The sequence below is a fragment of the Coleofasciculus sp. G1-WW12-02 genome, from assembly GCF_040219735.1.
In the GTDB taxonomy this organism is placed as follows: domain Bacteria; phylum Cyanobacteriota; class Cyanobacteriia; order Cyanobacteriales; family Coleofasciculaceae; genus Coleofasciculus.
The window spans coordinates 15127-32507 of sequence record NZ_JAVJRX010000073.1; the positions used below are offsets into that span (position 1 = coordinate 15127).

At 46.2% G+C, this 17381-nt stretch carries 16 protein-coding genes and 1 tRNA gene; 12 read left to right on the top strand and 5 right to left on the bottom strand.

The window, feature by feature from the left end:
- Window positions 1-24 precede the first annotated feature (24 nt).
- Entirely contained in the window at window positions 25-669 is a 645-nt protein-coding gene (locus RID09_RS12685; RefSeq protein WP_446336298.1) for a DUF3318 domain-containing protein, read from the top strand.
- Here RID09_RS12685 and RID09_RS12690 read toward each other — a convergent pair.
- Complete coding sequence (locus tag RID09_RS12690; protein ID WP_446336299.1) at window positions 666-1448, bottom strand: 7-carboxy-7-deazaguanine synthase QueE; 783 nt, start codon at window positions 1446-1448, stop codon at window positions 666-668. The genes RID09_RS12685 and RID09_RS12690 overlap by 4 nt on opposite strands.
- 106 nt (window positions 1449-1554) lie before the next feature.
- On the opposite strand from RID09_RS12690, the gene RID09_RS12695 reads away from it, so the two are divergent.
- The 8 genes from RID09_RS12695 to RID09_RS12730 all read left to right on the top strand — a co-directional run bounded on the left by RID09_RS12695 (window position 1555) and on the right by RID09_RS12730 (window position 7608).
- A complete protein-coding gene (locus RID09_RS12695) occupies window positions 1555-2526 on the top strand; it encodes a sugar transferase (RefSeq protein ID WP_446336300.1) in 972 nt (323 codons plus the stop codon).
- 15 nt (window positions 2527-2541) lie between these two features.
- A complete protein-coding gene (locus tag RID09_RS12700; RefSeq protein WP_446336301.1) occupies window positions 2542-2994 on the top strand; it encodes an ATP-binding protein in 453 nt (150 codons plus the stop codon).
- Between the two features lie 410 nt (window positions 2995-3404).
- Complete coding sequence (locus tag RID09_RS12705) at window positions 3405-4733, top strand: glycosyltransferase family 4 protein (protein WP_446336302.1); 1329 nt, start codon at window positions 3405-3407, stop codon at window positions 4731-4733.
- Window positions 4734-4812: 79 nt separating this feature from the next.
- Window positions 4813-5400, top strand: a complete 588-nt coding sequence (yqeK, locus tag RID09_RS12710) for a bis(5'-nucleosyl)-tetraphosphatase (symmetrical) YqeK (RefSeq protein WP_446336327.1) — start codon at window positions 4813-4815, stop codon at window positions 5398-5400.
- 80 nt (window positions 5401-5480) lie between these two features.
- Window positions 5481-5897, top strand: a complete 417-nt coding sequence (gene rsfS, locus RID09_RS12715) for a ribosome silencing factor (RefSeq protein WP_446336303.1) — start codon at window positions 5481-5483, stop codon at window positions 5895-5897.
- A 14-nt stretch (window positions 5898-5911) separates the two neighbouring features.
- Entirely contained in the window at window positions 5912-6412 is a 501-nt protein-coding gene (locus RID09_RS12720; RefSeq protein WP_446336304.1) for a CGLD27 family protein, read from the top strand.
- Window positions 6413-6457: 45 nt separating this feature from the next.
- On the top strand, window positions 6458-7414 hold the full coding sequence (locus tag RID09_RS12725; RefSeq protein ID WP_446336305.1) for an asparaginase: 957 nt from the start codon (window positions 6458-6460) through the stop codon (window positions 7412-7414).
- Window positions 7415-7531: 117 nt separating this feature from the next.
- Window positions 7532-7608 (top strand) — tRNA-Met (locus RID09_RS12730).
- A gap of 112 nt (window positions 7609-7720) precedes the next feature.
- Here RID09_RS12730 and RID09_RS12735 read toward each other — a convergent pair.
- The 3 genes from RID09_RS12735 to RID09_RS12745 all read right to left on the bottom strand — a co-directional run bounded on the left by RID09_RS12735 (window position 7721) and on the right by RID09_RS12745 (window position 10542).
- Entirely contained in the window at window positions 7721-7954 is a 234-nt protein-coding gene (locus RID09_RS12735; RefSeq protein ID WP_446336306.1) for a hypothetical protein, read from the bottom strand.
- A 27-nt stretch (window positions 7955-7981) separates the two neighbouring features.
- Window positions 7982-8962 carry a LysR family transcriptional regulator gene (locus tag RID09_RS12740; protein WP_446336307.1) on the bottom strand — a complete coding sequence of 327 codons (981 nt, stop codon included), beginning with the start codon at window positions 8960-8962 and terminating at the stop codon, window positions 7982-7984.
- 233 nt (window positions 8963-9195) lie between these two features.
- A complete protein-coding gene (locus RID09_RS12745; RefSeq protein WP_446336308.1) occupies window positions 9196-10542 on the bottom strand; it encodes a TldD/PmbA family protein in 1347 nt (448 codons plus the stop codon).
- Between the two features lie 166 nt (window positions 10543-10708).
- Between RID09_RS12745 and RID09_RS12750 the strand changes: the two genes are divergently transcribed.
- The 3 genes from RID09_RS12750 (at window position 10709) to RID09_RS12760 (ending at window position 16160) form a co-directional block, all read left to right on the top strand.
- A complete protein-coding gene (locus RID09_RS12750; protein WP_446336309.1) occupies window positions 10709-11929 on the top strand; it encodes a pentapeptide repeat-containing protein in 1221 nt (406 codons plus the stop codon).
- A 90-nt stretch (window positions 11930-12019) separates the two neighbouring features.
- A complete protein-coding gene (locus RID09_RS12755) occupies window positions 12020-12499 on the top strand; it encodes a hypothetical protein (protein WP_446336310.1) in 480 nt (159 codons plus the stop codon).
- A gap of 331 nt (window positions 12500-12830) precedes the next feature.
- The gene (locus tag RID09_RS12760; protein ID WP_446336311.1) at window positions 12831-16160 is read left to right on the top strand and encodes a right-handed parallel beta-helix repeat-containing protein; all 3330 of its coding nucleotides are present in this window, start codon (window positions 12831-12833) and stop codon (window positions 16158-16160) included.
- A 346-nt stretch (window positions 16161-16506) separates the two neighbouring features.
- Here RID09_RS12760 and rpe read toward each other — a convergent pair whose 3' ends face one another.
- The gene (gene rpe, locus RID09_RS12765) at window positions 16507-17214 is read right to left on the bottom strand and encodes a ribulose-phosphate 3-epimerase (protein ID WP_446336312.1); all 708 of its coding nucleotides are present in this window, start codon (window positions 17212-17214) and stop codon (window positions 16507-16509) included.
- Window positions 17215-17381 lie beyond the last annotated feature (167 nt).

Genomic DNA, 17381 nt, shown 5'->3' on the forward strand with positions numbered 1-17381 from the left:
TTTAAGTTTCCTGGAGGCAGATCTATGACATCGTATGCAACCTCTTCTGCCAAAGCCGAGATGAGTGAACTTCGGCGTCTGAAAACCTTACTCCCCCCAGAATTGCAAAGCTGGGTCATGGTGGAAGGAACGACGGAGGTGAATCCTCCTTTGTTACGCACCGAAGAAATCGGTAGCGATGAAGTGGAGGTTCAAATTGATTTAGTGAAATGGGAACAGTTTGCCCTTGACCAGCGCAATCTCCTATTTTGGCACGAAGTTGCCCGAATTCAGAATGATACCATCCCCAAAGAAGGTTGGGAAATGGCAGCCCTAGCCATTGGTTTGGGAGGGGCTGTTGGGGAACTTTGGGTACAAGATGGATTGCTGCTCCTGTTGGCACTAGCCCTCTGTGGTGTTTCTGGGTGGAGACTCTATCAGAAAAACAACGGCGAGAAAACCCTCAAGGCAGAAATTGAGGCAGACGAAAAAGCGATCGCCCTAGCTACTCGCTTTGGTTACACTCTTCCCAACGCCTACAAGAGTCTAGGCAGTGCCTTAAAAACATTAGTTGAAGTTACACCCAGTCGTCGTCAACGTCGCCGCTACGAAACTCGCCTAGCCGCCCTGAAAAAAAGTGCTGCTAAAGCCAAAGCCGAAGCGAAAAGCCAACGAGAACCCAAACTCTAAAGCTGACCGATCATCTTATGGGTTTGGGGGACAACGCGCACGATCCCGATATGGCGCTTCATCAACGCTTGCCATTCTAAAACCTGAGTAGGCATTGGCGGAATCATTGGTCCATGATGGGGTGTAGCTAGGGGCGTTACCGGTTGTAGAAACACAGGGATACTGGGGTTACAAGCTGCAACCAATTCGGCGGCTAACTCCAGTTCGGCTGCGTTCGTGGCTTGAGCAATAATCAGCTTTACAAAAACTTCGACGTCTGCATCACCACAAAGCTGTAGAAACTGACGATGGGCTTGCCAACACTCTTCCCCACTTACACTCGGCAGCTTCATATCCATGCCGATACAATCTAAATAGGGTAAGATCTGGGCTAGTTGCTCCGGGCGATGTCCACCGGTTTCCAAGTATATGGGTAAGCCAGTTCGGTGTCGCACCACGGGCAAGAACTCTCTTAAAAAGGGAGCCTGCAACAAGGGTTCGCCACCTGTTAAGCTAATGCTTTCATGGAGTCCTGGATAATTTTGCCGCTCAACCCATGCCAGTAACTGCTCGCCGGTTACAGGGTTAGGATGAGCTTCAAAATCCCGATATCCAGGGGTTTGCTCCACGTAAGACAAACCGGGAGCTGTCCAGGTATTCTGACTATCGCAAAAATGGCAGCGCAAATCACACATTGCCAAACGGATGAATAATTGGCGGGTACCAACATTTAGTCCTTCACCTTGAATGGCAGAGAACAGTTCAATGAGCCGTGCGGTGAGTCCAGTCTTAGCTGACATTTTTTAACATTAATCGGTAAGTTCAAGTGAGTTTTTGGTTAAGTTGGCAATTGTACGACACAATATTGGTCATAAACACAGGTGAATACCAACAATACAGGTCGTTATGAGTGACTCAATGTCCGAAGCGGATTTTAAAGTAATACTATTGCATGAAACTCCCGTTATGCAACTTCCGGCTCGCCTGAGTGTGCTTGAAGCTGTGGCTTTCAAAGAAACCTGCCAGCGCATTTTGCACAACTACCCCCTCCCGCCAAAAATTATTTTAGACTTTCGTCAAACGACCTTTATCGATAGCTGTGGAATTGGGGCGTTGGTGAACAATTACAAAAATGCGACCAGTAAGGATGTCGAACTGGTACTTACCAATGTTGGCACTCCGGTTATAGCCATTTTGAAAATGGTAGGACTCGATCAAATTCTAACAGTGGAGCTGCTGCCTGAACCAACTAAGTTAACAGCATTACCACCCACTCACCCTTCAACCCACTCTTGGATCAAACGCGGACTCGATATTGTCGGAGCAATCGTTGGCTTAGGCATTACCGCGCTAGCTTTTATTCCCATTGCTATTGCCATCAAACTTGATACGCCAGGTCCTATCTTATTCAGTCAGATCCGTAAGGGGTGGATGGGCAAAGAATTTAGGATTTGGAAGTTCCGCTCTATGTATATCGGTAGTCAAGATATCAGTAAGGGCAAGATTAGAGTTAAACCTTTGGATGAAAATGCCCCTGATCCCAGAGTGACACAAGTGGGTCGGTTTTTACGGAAAACTAGTCTTGACGAACTGCCTCAATTTGTCAATGTCTTGAAAGGGGAAATGAGTTTGGTCGGGACTCGACCCCCTACACCGGATGAAGTAGACTACTATGATGTACCAGAATGGCAGCGTTTAGATGTCAAACCTGGTATGACGGGGGAGTGGCAGGTCAATGGGCGAAATCAAATCCACGATTTTAAGGACATCATTGACTTAGATTTACGCTACCAGCATAACTGGAGCTTGATGTATGATATCAAATTAATTATCAAAACAATTTTAGTTGTGTTTTCTAAAAATAGTGGCGCGGCTTAGAGGGGCAATCGATTGATGCACAAGGACAAACCCCTTCAACAATCGCATCTCAAGGTAGCCACAGACATCAATGCTGTTGCTGAAATTCTCACTTGGTTTGATAGGTTAGTTTCCCGCCAATTTCCTCACCAATTTTGTGGGGATTGTCAAGTGGCACTAGACGAAGCCTTTGCCAACGCGGTTCACCACGCTCATCGCCACTTACCCCAAACCACCCCGATTGAACTGGAACTGAAGATATTTGCTGACCGCTTGGAGATGCGGATTTGGGATCACGGAGAACCGTTCGATTTGCTCTCTAAGCTGGAGGCTTTACATCACAAAGGCTGTAACCTTTTAGAGGAAACAGGCAGAGGATTAATTTTGATGGAGCGATTCACGGATGAACTATCTTACCAACGCCTACCTGACCAGCGCAATTGTTTGTATATGGGAAAACGACTCGTACCAGTGAGCCAACAGCCGTGATCGGGACTATGGAGCGTGAAAGCACAAAATGTTCAAGCTAACCCAAAAGTTGGGTTACTCTTTGAGAAGGCTGACGCTGCTTACTTCGCTATCGCTGCGCGTCACGCCTACGTACCTCAACCCAACCGACAAACTTGAGATGCACCCCCATGATCCGCCTCCATGAATCTGTCAAATCTGTGAATTTCTTTAGTCTACAGGCTGATTGCACTTATTTGTACCATGCGGCATTCTGATAAAGGCAACTACAATAGGTAGATTCTACAATAATGGTGTTTCTGATGCCGTTAAGCCGTGGAACCTGCCCTGAGTACCAGGTTGAATATCCCCACTGATAGGCATTCGGCTAGTTTGGCGAAAAAATTAGTCCCAACTGGGTTCTTTCCCACTTGCTTTCCTAAAAGAAATTTATGAGAATTCTGATTTATTCCTACAACTATTTTCCTGAACCTATCGGCATTGCCCCACTGATGACCGAACTTGCTGAGGGGTTAGTGAAACGAGGACATCAGGTTCGGGTAGTTACAGGTATGCCTTGGTATCCTCAAAAAGAAGTCTATGAAGAATACCGAGGAAAATTATACTGCACAGAGGTGATCAAAGGCGTAGCTATTCAACGCAGCTATGTCTGGATTCACCCCGAACCCGGTTTAATTGACCGATTGTTATTGGAAGTTAGCTTTGTGGCGACGAGTTTTGTCCATGCTCTAAAGGGACGGCGACCCGATATAATTTTCCTGACGGCACCACCCCTGCCGGTTGCTGTACCAGCAGCACTTTTAGGATGGCTACACCGTGTTCCAGTGGTTCTCAATCTTCAGGATATTTTACCAGATGCTGCTGTACACTTAGAAATTCTTACCAATCCCAAGTTGATTCGCATCTTTTCTATTTTGGAAAAATTTGCCTACCGGACAGCGACAAAAATCAGTGTTATTGCTGATGGGTTTATTAAAAACTTGCGGCATAAGGGAGTCAATGAAAGCAAAATTGAGCTGATTCCGAATTGGGTGAATGTTGATTTCATCAAACCTTTACCTAAAGAACCGAATGCATTTCGTCAAGAGCATGGACTCAATGGGAAGTTTGTGGTCATGTATTCCGGCAATATAGCGCTCAGTCAAGGCATAGAAACTGTTATTCAGGCTTCTGTTCGCCTGCGTCATATTCCCGATATTGCCATTGTAATTGTGGGAGAAGAGAAAGCTCTAGAGAGATTGCAGCAAGAAGAAGCGAGGGCGCTGGTAGAATGGCAAGTTGAGATCCAGGAGAAAGCGCGATCGCAGGGGAAAGCACAAGCCAAAGCCTTGCAACAACTACAGCTTTACAAACAAACCTGTAAAGCAACCAATGTACTCCTGCTACCGTTTCAACCTCGCGAACAACTCCCGGAAATGCTAGCCGCAGCCGATGTGGGTTTGGTACTGCAAAAGCAAAACGTTATTGACTTTAATATGCCCTCAAAAATTCCTGTATTGATGGCAAGCGGTCGCGCCATCTTAGCTTCGGTTCCAGCCGGGGGAACAGCCGCCAGTGCCATCCACAGGAGTGGCGGTGGCATTATCGTCGAACCCGAAAATCCCAAAACTTTAGCCGCCCAAATTTTGGATCTGTATCTCCATCCGGAAAAAGTCAAAGCTTTGGGTGACAAAGGCAGAAAGTATGCCGAAGAAAATTATGCCTTTGACCGAGCGCTTGAGCGCTATGAACAACTATTTGCTTCCCTTCAGAAGCCTTAAGTTGACATTCCTACACTATAAAATAGGGTCAATGCCTATAGATAGAGCCAATCTTAACCTTGAGGAGTTTTGTGAGCAAATGCGGGATCAGGTTTTAACCTGGCTAGAGGATAATGTTCCCACAACCCGGATGCAGCATATTCTGAGGGTTGAGCAGATGTCTGTGGAATTAGCTCGGCATTATCATTTAAATTTGGAGCAAGCCGCTCAAGCCGGATTGATGCATGACCTGGCTAAGTACTTTAAGCCAGAGCGACTCTTGCTAATGGCGAGGGAGGGAGGTATCGATATAGATCCTATTTGTGCCGCGACTCCTCATCTGTTACATGCTGATGTCAGTGCTATCGTGGCTAAAGAGTACTTCGGTGTCCAAGAAGACGCTGTACTCGAAGCGATCGCGCTGCACACTTTAGGAAACCCAAGGATGAGTGACATTAGCTGCGTTGTGTTTTTAGCCGATAGTCTCGAACCCGGTCGTGGTCATACACCGGAGTTGGAGAATTTGCGAAAAATTGCTCGAGTCGATCTGCACAAAGCTGTTTGGCTAACATCTGAGTACTGTGTTAAACACCTGCTCAATACCAGTCGCCTGATTCATCCCCGCATGATCTTAACTCGGAACTGGGCGGTGCAACGCTTTAGCCAAAAACCACAATTGACTCAGTAGGTCGATGGCAATAAACCGGATAATGTTACGTTTTATAAAAAATCCTCAAATTCTAACAAATGACAAATGACAAAGGACAAATGACAAAGGACAATTTTCAACGATCATCTACTTTATTTGTCAATGAAAATCAAGACCAAAAAACTAACCCGGATCTGGCATTAACTATTGCTCAAGCGGCAGACGATCGTAAAGGCGATAACATTGTCATCCTCCGCGTGGCAGATATTTCCTATATTGCTGATTATTTTGTGATTGTAACTGGCTTTTCGCGAGTCCAGGTGAGGGCAATTTCTCAGTGGATTGAAGATCAAGTGGAAACGACTTGGCAACGGCGTCCTCTACGAACCGAAGGACAAGCCGATGGCAGCTGGCTGCTTCAGGATTACGGTGAGGTGATCGTTCACATTATGCTGCCTCAGGAACGGGAGTTCTATAATCTAGAAGCATTTTGGGGTCACGCCGAACATGTTGAATTTAACTCGCAACAATCGTAACCTGAACAAAAACTATGAGGGAATCGTCCGTTTCTTTCTGTCCAGTACCGACAGAACAACAACCGATTCATGAGTATCAACAGTTAAAAGATTCTTGGTTTTTTCGTTGGGCGAAGCTAGAACTGGGGGATTATGCACTCAAGCTGGCTTGGGTTTGGGGCTGGAGCTGGTTGATCGCAGGTCCAGTTGCTGCTGCTAGCTTTGCGCCGCACCAGCATCTGGTACAGTTTATTTTGGCAGGTGGCGCAGGTGCTGGCTTGTTTGTGATATTGGTGTTACTGCGACTGTACTTAGGTTGGTCTTACGTGCGCGATCGCTTATCTGAAGAAACCATCGGCTATGAAGAGTCTGGCTGGTATGATGGTCAAACCTGGACGAAGCCGCCAGAAATCTTAAGTCGCGATCGCCTGATCGTCTCCTATCAAGTTCAGCCCATTTTGCAACGCCTGCAACGAACATTGGGTATTATCGCTCTCCTTGTCGTCAGTGGCAGCTTGCTATGGAATCTTTCTTGATATTTATGATTATTCTATTTTCCGCCCATGATATAGTCTCTAAGCATGACAAGGGTAAAACGTAATCAAGCACCAGCGATCGAAGTCCGTTTACTACGGGAAGGCATAGCCGAATCCACCCACCACGCTCAAGCCGTTCTCTGTGATGAGCGCGGGCGTGTGCTATCGGTAGCGGGCAATTCAGAAACATCAACCTTTATTCGTTCGGCACTCAAACCGTTTCAGGCTCTGGCAGTTACCACAACGGGAACCCTGGAACGATATAATCTCAACGACCGAGACTTGGCAATTATCTGTAGTTCCCACCAAGGCAATTTGGAACAGATACGTCAAGTTTTTAAGATTCTTTGGCGCTGCGATGTTGACCCGTCAGCGTTGCAATGTCCGATTCCACCAGGTAAGCAAAGTGCCTTAGAATACAACTGCTCTGGTAAACATGCCGGTCTGCTTGCCGTCTGTCGCCAACGCAATTGGTCGGTTGATAGTTATTTACAATACAATCACCCAGTTCAACGACTCGTTTTGAGCAAAGTCGCGGAATTGATGCGGATGCCACCGGAAGAGTTGATTTTGGCACACGATGACTGTGGGGCACTGACTTATTTTTTGCAACTCGGTCAAATCGCTACCCTCTATGCTCAACTCGCTTCCGGTGACAATTTGGCGATGGAGCGCATTGTTCGGGCGATGACCCATCATCCTAACTTAGTGGCAGGAGAAGGGGTATTTGATACAGAATTAATGCGATTGACTCAAGGGGAAGTGGTGAGTAAAGCCGGATCAGAAGGAGTTCAATGTATAGGTCGTGTGGGTGAAGGACTGGGTATGGCGATTAAAGTCATTGATGGAGCCAAACGCGCCAAATATGCGGTAGCGATTCAACTGTTGAAGCAAATGGGTTGGATTAGCCCCTCCGTGGCGGAAAGTTTGGCAGAAACCTTTATGCATTTCGGTCAGTTCAAGCGTCTAGAGGTGATTGGTGAACTCTCGATGAGTCTTTGAAATGGGTCATTGGTCATTGGTTATTTGTCATTTGTCCTTGGTTTGCACTTTTACACCTCCGCTTTTTTGCTCGGAGTTGCCACATTTAGGAAATAGGTGTTATGCTAGGTAAAGCGACGCGGGATAGAGCAGTCTGGTAGCTCGTCGGGCTCATAACCCGAAGGTCGGTGGTTCAAATCCGCCTCCCGCCACCAAATCAATATATACAAGCCCTGTAAACTCAACAGTCTACAGGGCTTGTATATTTTTGTGGTGGTTTCTAGCTCCTAAGTTCACCGTTAGATCAGGGCGCACGTCGATGCTATCCTACAGTTTTTCAGGCGATCGCACAACGAATTCTGCCCCAAATTCAGCATGAACCCTCCCAACCCCAACCCATCGCCCAAGTCGAAATTGTCGTCGATAACCGCGATGGCAAACTCTATCCTGGGGCGACAGGTTATGCCAAAATCTACTCAGAACGGATTCCCCTGTACCAACGTTTAGGGCGAGAATTAATGGGGTTAGTTCCCCTAGAGCGATTCCTTTGGGGAGCGTCAAAACCCTGAATCTAATGGCGAAATCATATTATATTGAATGAGCAATCACCTGCCTATCACTCACAATCCCTTGAACCGTTGCATGATAAGCAGGCATGAGATCCAGTACCAGGTTATAAAAGGAGCGAATCGGGGGGATTTGCAGTCGATCTTGTGTCGTTACTAACACCACTTGTCGGCTCAACGTTTGTTTCGGGGGTGATCCATTTTCAGCAGGAGTAGCCGCAATCGGGCGCACCGCTAGAGTGGGATCGCCTTGGGCTTCTACCAGGGCAGATCGGGGGAGCAGTGAAATTAATCTTCCCTGACGCACAACTCCCCGAAAAGCATCCAGGGAATTTAATTCTAAGCTAGCGTTGAGGGTGCCGCCTTGCCGGGAGAACAGATCTTGTACCAATCGCTGCATCCCATAGCCATCTTTAAATACCACATGGGGATAGCAAGTCAGAGCATCCCAAGGTACTAGGGCATACTTGGTTAACGGATGATCGGCTGCCATTAAGACTTCGATAGGTTCATCATACAATTGCTCCGTCACCATCTCGGAGCTGGTGGTTAAATAGCGATTATTCATCACAATTGCTAAATCGACTAAGCCATCTTTGAGAACTTTCAGGGCGCGATCGCTCCCTAATGCCGTCACCCGAAGTTGCACGTTGGGATAATCCTGACAAAAACGTTGTAACACGGGCGGCAAGTAATGGGCGCAGACGGAGTGAATCGCGGCGACACAGAGTTCGGGTTGTTTTCCGTCTAACAAGTCAGTTAATTCTTGGGTAGCGGTTTTCCATTCATTGCAGATTTTACGGGCGCGAAGCAAAAAGCGATCGCCTCCTAGGGTTAATGTCGCCCGAGCAGTTCGATGGAGCAAGGGCAGCCCGAGTTCTGCTTCCAACGATTGAATTTGGCGGCTGATCGTCGATTGGGTAACGCCGCATTCACGAGCGGCTTGTTGAAAGCTGCCTGTCTCAGCAACGGCTAAAAAAGCTTGTAACTGCTCTAAACGCATGATGGCGTAGCGGAGATATATTAACGTGAGATCAGCTTAATCGATATCTCACCTCAACTTAGTAATACTTGATACGGCAGCTTCATCTCTGAACCGTAGTTGAGGTGGGCATTGCCCACCCTACTAGCTTGGCAAGGTTAAAACGGTGGTCAAGTATTTTCAAGGAAGCCTTATGATAGTAGCGATTCAGAAAAATTTTACCCACAACTTTAAGCTTGCCAGCCTACTACTGTTCACACGCTATCAGTGACGCTGCTGAAATTAAACGCCTTAACTCGTAACCCTGGCGTCACCCGACCACCAAAACGCTGTACTGTACTCAGAGCATCAACATCCCTTAACATGTCCGGCAGACTTTGGTTAAATCGCAGGTTTTTAATCGGATAAGCAATTTTCCCCTCTTCAATCCAAAATGTACCATCACGGGTCATGCCCGTAACCTCTAAGGTACGCGGATTAACATAGCGCACATACCAAGCGCGATTAACTAGAATTCCCCGTTCAGTTTGAGCAATCAAATCGCTCAGGCTTTGGTCAGATCCAGACATAACGATGGGAAACAATGATCCTGTCGGTTCTTTCCCCTGCTGTTGCGCCCAATAGCGACTATAGGATAAGGTTTGAGGCACTCCATCCTGAATAATCTCCAGGTAGTGATTGCTCAACCCATCACCAAAAAAGGTTCCTTTCTGCAACAATGGATGAGCGGGATGGCGTTGCACTTGTACCAAGGGATTAAATAGGGGTTCACCAATGCGGTTCCCCCCAGGTTGACCCCTGTCATCGGTGCGAGACATAAACGATCGCCCTTCATCGGCGGATCGCGCATCTAAATTGAAGATTACCCAGGGGAGTAAATCCGCAAAAGCCGCATTGTCAAAGATGACAGGGTAAACACCCGGTGGAATTTCATGGGGATTACGTGCGGCAAAAGCACGGTCAATCAAGGGTTCTATCAGGGAATCCAGGGGTAAGTGATCGATCGCAAACGCTGTGCGCTGACTCCAACTCGATCCATCCTCAATTCGAGCCGTAAAGCTAAACTCCGCCTCCGTTGTGCGATCGCACGCGCGTAATCCCAGGGAGTTCCCCACGGCTTGAGCAAAGGCTTGAGTACTCAGCCTTCCAGAGCCTTCCACTCCCGCTTTCGCACTTTTAGCACAGATTTGCTGTACCATTTCTCCCCGTACTAAGGGGGATAAGGTGGCTGTGGCTTCGTCAAAAGCAGGAACACGCGACTCATAGACTTGGGGTTCGAGTAAGGGAACCCACTCTGGATCTTCTGGCGCAATCCGAGCTAATTCTTCTGAGCGCTGGATCGTATCTTTAATCGCATCGGGTAAAAATTCTGTGGTGGAAGCCGAGGCGCTGCGTTTACCGAAATAACTGGTAACCGTGAGGGTAAAATTATGGCGGCTGATATTCTGGCTAATTTGATTTTCCGAGAAGCGGCTGAGAGCGGATTCACTGGAACTAACGCTGACGAATACCCCGTCGGCTTGGGATTGCTGAATCACCGAATCCACTAGGGATAAGGCTTGCTCTTCACTGACTAATGTCGGGGCTGTAGCTAGGCTCACGGCGGTTTACTCTAGGGGTAGGGTGGGCATAGAGACATAATTTTTGATCAAATCTTTAAATTATCATAATTTGCCTAGAGGCGTAGGGTGGGTCAAACGTAACGTTCTGTTCCCGGTTCCCTACTCTCAACCGTTCACTTTAATTTGTCTGACGACTTCGCCAACTATGACCAACCCGCCCGATCCGTCTCCGTCTAATCCAGCGATCCAGTCAACCAACAGTAATCCTGAGTTAATCCCATCCCAGGATACTGATGAGGTGTCTGCTGTGTCTCAGACTCAATTCCCTGATCGACAAAATACTAACCCTAAGGCATTGGCTGATCCATCCATTGTCACCCTCAGCGCGATCGCGGTTTTGATTGTTGGCTTAGTTTTGGATAACAACTGGGTGATTCTCGCCGGGGTAATCGTGACGTTACTTCTCTCTGTATCGGTGATTTGGTCACCTTTACAGCAATGGTTCCAGAAGTCTCTCTCTTCCGAGCAGCGATCGCAACTGACTGCTCTTTTTGGTGTGATCGCCACAATGGTTGGGATTGCGGCTTTAACTGGCTTTACTAAGGCGTTTGATTCGGTGGGTTCTTTAGCGGAATGGATTGGTGCTTTAGGGCAAATTATGATTGCTATTCTCGCCGTATATATCGCTTGGCGACAGTATGTTATTTCTAAAGATCTCACTATTCAGCAAAATACAATTACCCAACAGCAAACCATTGATGCCTACTTCCAGGGTATTTGTGACCTCGCTTTAGACGATGAAGGATTGCTAGAAGATTGGCCCCAAGAACGGGCGTTTTGTGAGGGACGAACCGCCGCCATTCTCAATAGTATAGACGCTGGCGGAAAAGCGAAAGTCTTGCGGTTTTTGTCTCAATCCAAATTACTGACACCTTTAAAACGCGATCGCCACTTGGGACGTCCTATCCTAGATGGTTATGGAGGGTATCAAGAAGAGCGGGCTTATGGCGTGCGGGTTATTGCTCTAAATGTTATGTTAGCCGGGGCTGATTTGGCAGGTACGGATCTGCGTTGGACAGAATTAAGTGAAGCCAATATGGTTCAAGCCAATCTGAGCCATTGTGACCTAGCCGGAGCGAATTTGTCTCGCACGATTCTCTATAAAGCGAATTTATCCGGTTCTGATCTCCAGGGAGTGCGCCTGTTCTATGGATCACTAGAAACCGCCCGTCCCCGCAGTCGTACTGAACCGCCTGATTATCGCACTGGCGTGCATACGGGTGCTGTGGTTGAGGGAGCGAATTTTACTGGGGTGCAACGGTTAGGGGAACAACAACGCCACTACTGCTGTTCCTGGTGCGGGGAACAGTCTCGTCGGACGATTCCGGGAGGGTGCGATGGGATTGCGAATAAATTAGGGCGTTGAGATTCTCCCTGGAGTTTAGACGACAACCCATTAATTCAGCATTGCTTTAAAAAACATGGATCAATGAGAAACAATCGAGTAAAATATATCATGAAACTTAGATTAATCGCCTTGGCAATGCTCGGCGCTTTACCGCTGTTTTTATCTCTATCGTTTTCCGCAGAAGCCAACGAACCGAACCAACCGTGTCAAGCTTATTTAGATACCAGCCATGGAATTGACGCCGAGGAAAATAACTGTCCGATAACCGTGGGGGACTTTTCAATTCGGGGAACCTTTTCTAACTCAAATTGGCGGGTTTCTTTTTGGGCATGGGAACCCGCTTATTATATTCTCTACGTTGAAAAACAGCAGGATGGTACTACGATTAACCTAACAGGTTTCGAGGTTACGGGCACGACAAGCCGCCCCCAATACCGATTCACCAATCCAGATCGGGATGTTACTTATCTTGTAACTTTCCGATATTCAGATCCTGACACGATACGATTGGAAATTTATCAAAAAAATCGGTTAATCGCCAATGAATTGCTCCCACGCGAATCGGGAGAACTCATCGGAGGACCTTGATGGAAATTGAGCGATCGCGATTGTTGTTTCACTTTACGAGATCCGCTGATCTCCACTTGCACAAGTTCTGACTTGAATTCCTGCGGAATTTTCCTACAAAAAGTTTGCGGTGGTTACATTTTCATCCATCGCCTGCTGCTAGAACATTTTGCCAGGGATGAAACGTGAGAGTTGAATCCAGTTAAAACGATTCCTGAGTCAGGTTTGACATTTTCTATGGTACATCCGAACTAGATTAAGTTTGGTTGAGAAAAGTATTCTATTGTCAGGAATTGGGGGTGCTTGTGTTGAGTGTAGGTTAAGGTAAAAAAATTGATTGGCGATCGCTTGTATGAAGGGCTTCGTAAGATTACTCTGGACTAGCTTCTGTTTCACCCCTCTCTGGATTCCTGCGGCTATAGCACAAACGGAGATTCCATTACTCCCAAAACCCGATGCTGTTCCTGAATATCACCCCTCCGTGGGAAGTTCTCTTCAAGCGCAAACGGCAGATTCTCCCCCACCTGTAACCCAAGATTTAACAACGCTACAAATTAAACCTCGTTGGGGAATTGGTTACAGTACTTCCGGTGCGGGATACGATGGTTTTACCCGCTTGGATAGCTTTCTCCCTCTTTGGCAAACTCCCGGTAGTACGCTGACGTTTTTAGAGGGGCAATTGCAGTTAGATAATAGTGCAAATCTCGGTGGTAATCTGTTATTGGGACACCGCTTTTATCATCAGTCCCTGAATCGGATTTTTGGCGGTTATTTAGGTTTTGACAGTCGGAATACAGGAAATAATACATTCCATCAGTTAGGCGTGGGGTTAGAAACCTTGGGAGCGGTTTGGGATGTGCGCCTCAATGGTTATTTTCCCCTGGGTGATAGTCGTGATTTAGTGGATGAAACTGTATTTGATACTGGATTTCAACTGACAGAGCGTTTCTTTGAGGATCATTTTTTAGTAGTTCAGGGACAACGACAACGGGGACAAGTGCGCCAATTTGAAGCAGCAATGACAGGGTTTGATCTGGAGGTGGGTGCAAGATTGGCAAAATGGGGTCAAGGGGGAGGATTACGAGGGTATGGTGGACTTTATTATTATGACGCAACCGGAAGTGATTCGAGTCTGGGTTGGCGGATGCGATTGGAAGTTCAACCCACGGATACTCTAAATTTTGGTGTGGCGGTACAAGATGATCAGATATTTGGGACAAATGTAATAGTTAGTGTGGGGGCGATTTTCGGGAAAACTCGTTCCCAAGCAGATGCTGGTATTTTATCCCGTTTGGGGGATGGCGTAGGGCGTAATTCGAGTATCACGGTTGATAGTCAAACGGAATCAGATTTTTCCAGCGAAGAAATTATTACCACCGCAACGAATCCCCAAACCGGTGAACCTTATGTGTTTCAGCATGTTAATTTAGGCGCGAATGGGGGAAATGGTACGGTTGAAACGCCTTTTGATACCCTAGATTCAGCGCTGGCGGCGACGCGATCGCAGGGGAATGATATTGTTTATGTACAAGAGGGGACGAATCCGGGTATTCCTGCATTTACAATTCCTGATCAGGTACAAGTTCTATCCACAGGACCCATTCAGCAACTGGATACGGTGGAATTTGGTAGCGTACAACTTCCATTATCCGGTGCTGGTGTTCTTCCTCAGGTAACGGATACGGTAATGTTGGGAAATAATACGGTGTTATCGGGATTTGCAATAACTGGGGTAACCAATCCAGGAATTGTGGCGAGGAATATTTCAAATGGGGAAGTTCGAGACAGTATAATTAATAGTTCTAGTCAAGCTGGGGTTTTACTGGAAAATACTGGAGGTTCTATTTCATTTACCAATAGTACGATCGCGGGAAATGGGGTTCCTAGCTTAATTGTCACATCGGTGAATGATGTAGCGATCGCGAACAGTACTCTCACCAGTACCAATTCCGCGACTCAAGGGATTTCTCTGGATACAGTTAGCGGAATTTTCGATATCAGTGATAGCACAATCACAATTGCAAATCCCAGCAGTAATGGTATCCTCGCCACGAATATCCAGGGAAGCGCTAGGATTTCAGCAAATACAGGAAGTCAAATTACTACAGAGGGGAATCAAGCCGGAATTTCCCTAACTGAAAGTACAGGTGCGATTAATTTATCCGGTGTCACCGTTGAGAGTATAGGCGGTAGGGTTGTCGAGGTAAGTAATATTAATAATGGCGCGATCGCGAATACCACTCTCACCAGTACTAATTCGGCTACTCAAGGGATTTCTCTGGACACAGTTAGCGGAATTTTCGATATCAGTGATAGTACAATTACAATTACCAATCCCACTGATAATGGTATCGCCGCCACGAATATCCAGGGAACCGCTACAATTTCAGCCAATCAAGGAAGTCAAATTACTACAACAACGACAAACGCGGGAATCTTATTAGCTGAAAGTCCGGGAACAATCAATTTAACAGGATTAGAGGTAAATAGTACTAATGGCGCCGCCTTAGTGGGAACTACCCTTAATAATGCCACAATTTCAGATAGCACCCTTACCAGTATCAATTCATCAACAAACGGTATCTCTCTTAACGGGATTAGTGGTACAGTTGATATTAGCAATAGTACGATCACGATTACTGATCCAGTCGATAACATTAACGGCATATCCGTTGGCAATATCACAGGAACAGTGAATATAGCCGCCAATGCTGGAAGCCAGATTACTCAAGCAAATCGGGGGATTGAACTCTTAGAGTCTACAGGCGCGATCGCGATTTCTGGATTTGAAATTCGGAATACTGATGATAGTGGCATTTCTGGAATCAACCTTGGTAATGTTACCCTGGCAAATAACCGCATTGAAGGGGCAACTAATGAAGGAATTTACCTAGCAGATACAGATGGAGAAGTAACGATATCTCAGAACACCATCATCAATATAATTGGTGTTGAAGATCCTGATCCTACTAATCCTCTTGATTTCCCTACGGGTCAGGGGATTCTACTCAACAATGTCACCGGAAGTGTTGAAGTTAGCCTGAATACAATTTCTGGTACAATAGGTTTTAAGCCTGAATTTCCAATTCCTTCCAGTGGACAAGGTATTGTGATCAACAATGATACAGGTTCTGTGAATATAACTATTTTCAATAATCAAATTTTTAATAATTATGAAGATGCAATTTTGTTTGGTTTTGGGCTATCCTTCCCTGGCAATCCCATCGTAAATTTAACAATTGAGGGAAATACAATAGAAAATAATGGCGGCAGCAATCCAACTCGAGGTGACGGCATTGGCATTGGTCTTGAAGGTAGTGCAATCTTAGAAAATCTGACAATTTCGGGAAATACAATTAGGAATAATGGTGATGAAGGAATCGACATTCGCCTTGGCTCATTGAATCTTCCATTGTTTGTAAATTCCACGGCACAAATCCAAGAAGCAATCATTCAAAATAATACCATTGAAAATAATGCCCAACAAGGTATTAACTTAGAATTATCTGATAACACAGCAGTTTTTACCAATATTTTATCAAATATTCTCATGAATTTTTCTACTGATGTCATAGTCAAAAGAAATGACAATAGTGAGATTTGCTTATATCTCAGCGAAAATAGTAATAATTACACCTTTACTTTAAATGGAATAACACCGAATAATTCTCCTTGTTTTTAAGTTATTTTTACTAAGGGTGTTTGACTGGACAGGATATCACACGCCTCCACGACTTCTGGACAGTCACTCTCGACAATAATTAGGGTCTGCTGAATAAGTATTGTGGTGGGGGTAGGAAGCAGGGGAAGCAGGAGGAGCAGGGGGAGCAGGGGGAGCAGGGGGAGCAATGGTACATTTTTCCTGATAGCGGTGCAAGGGTAAATCAAATTCTAGAAACGTTTTTCTGTAAGGGATTTGGTACTTGTAGAGACGTTGCATGCAACGTCTCTACAACCTGCAGGAAAAGAGGTTTATCCTATCAATAGGAAAAGGTTAATAACCAATTAATAGCGACTCATCCATCTGGTTAAACCGTGGCTAATTCCGGTTCGGGACACTTGCTATTGCGAATTCCGGTAATCGCCTTGGCATAATCATCCTGTCCAAACACACCAGAACCAGAAACGATCGCGTTAGCGCCAGCTTCCAAAACTTGCCAGGTATTGTCGGCTTTGAGTCCGCCATCAACTTCAATCCAAGGATCAAATCCGCGTTCATCACAGATCTGACGCAACTTGCGAATTTTGGGAAGTACACCCGGAATGAAGCTTTGACCACCAAAACCAGGGTTGACACTCATAATCAACACCAAGTCGCAGACATCTAACACATAGTCAATCAACTCTAACGGCGTAGAGGGATTGAGAACCACACCCGCTTGTTTACCCAATTCTTTAATCTGAGTCAGGGTGCGGTGCAAATGGGGGGAAGCGTTATGTTCTGCATGAACCGAAATAATATCCGCCCCAGCTTTAGCAAAGTCCTCGACATACTTTTCCGGTTCCACAATCATCAAGTGGACATCCAGAGGCTTTTTGGTAACTGGGCGAAGCGCTTTAACAATCAGAGGACCGATGGTAATATTGGGGACAAACCGACCGTCCATCACATCAACGTGAATCCAGTCAGCACCAGCAGCATCCACTGCTTGTACTTGTTCCCCCAGTCGGCTAAAATCGGCGGATAAAATGGAGGGGGCAACGACGATGGGTTTTTTGGATTGCGTTTGGGTCATAACTGGTGATACTCTCCTAAGTCCTCTGTTAGGTTTCATCTTAACAAAGTCTTTAGCAATCCCCTAACAAACAGTGACCTAATTGACTGAGTAGAAAGATCTAGCCCCTAAGCCGTCGTCATCAATAGCATCAACCTGAAGATGATTCAACTCAACACTAGGCAAGG

Bases quoted from the DNA above. Each gene is read 5' to 3' on its own strand.
- RID09_RS12700 (WP_446336301.1), top strand. From the start codon at position 2,542: ATGCACAAGGACAAACCCCTTCAACAATCGCATCTCAAGGTAGCCACA.
- RID09_RS12740 (WP_446336307.1), bottom strand. From the start codon at position 8,962: ATGCGTTTAGAGCAGTTACAAGCTTTTTTAGCCGTTGCTGAGACAGGC.
- RID09_RS12760 (WP_446336311.1), top strand. From the start codon at position 12,831: ATGAAGGGCTTCGTAAGATTACTCTGGACTAGCTTCTGTTTCACCCCT.
- RID09_RS12690 (WP_446336299.1), bottom strand. From the start codon at position 1,448: ATGTCAGCTAAGACTGGACTCACCGCACGGCTCATTGAACTGTTCTCT.
- rpe (WP_446336312.1), bottom strand. From the start codon at position 17,214: ATGACCCAAACGCAATCCAAAAAACCCATCGTCGTTGCCCCCTCCATT.
- RID09_RS12755 (WP_446336310.1), top strand. From the start codon at position 12,020: ATGAAACTTAGATTAATCGCCTTGGCAATGCTCGGCGCTTTACCGCTG.
- RID09_RS12750 (WP_446336309.1), top strand. From the start codon at position 10,709: ATGACCAACCCGCCCGATCCGTCTCCGTCTAATCCAGCGATCCAGTCA.
- RID09_RS12725 (WP_446336305.1), top strand. From the start codon at position 6,458: ATGACAAGGGTAAAACGTAATCAAGCACCAGCGATCGAAGTCCGTTTA.
- RID09_RS12695 (WP_446336300.1), top strand. From the start codon at position 1,555: ATGAGTGACTCAATGTCCGAAGCGGATTTTAAAGTAATACTATTGCAT.
- rsfS (WP_446336303.1), top strand. From the start codon at position 5,481: ATGACAAAGGACAATTTTCAACGATCATCTACTTTATTTGTCAATGAA.
- RID09_RS12720 (WP_446336304.1), top strand. From the start codon at position 5,912: ATGAGGGAATCGTCCGTTTCTTTCTGTCCAGTACCGACAGAACAACAA.
- RID09_RS12685 (WP_446336298.1), top strand. From the start codon at position 25: ATGACATCGTATGCAACCTCTTCTGCCAAAGCCGAGATGAGTGAACTT.
- RID09_RS12705 (WP_446336302.1), top strand. From the start codon at position 3,405: ATGAGAATTCTGATTTATTCCTACAACTATTTTCCTGAACCTATCGGC.
- yqeK (WP_446336327.1), top strand. From the start codon at position 4,813: ATGCGGGATCAGGTTTTAACCTGGCTAGAGGATAATGTTCCCACAACC.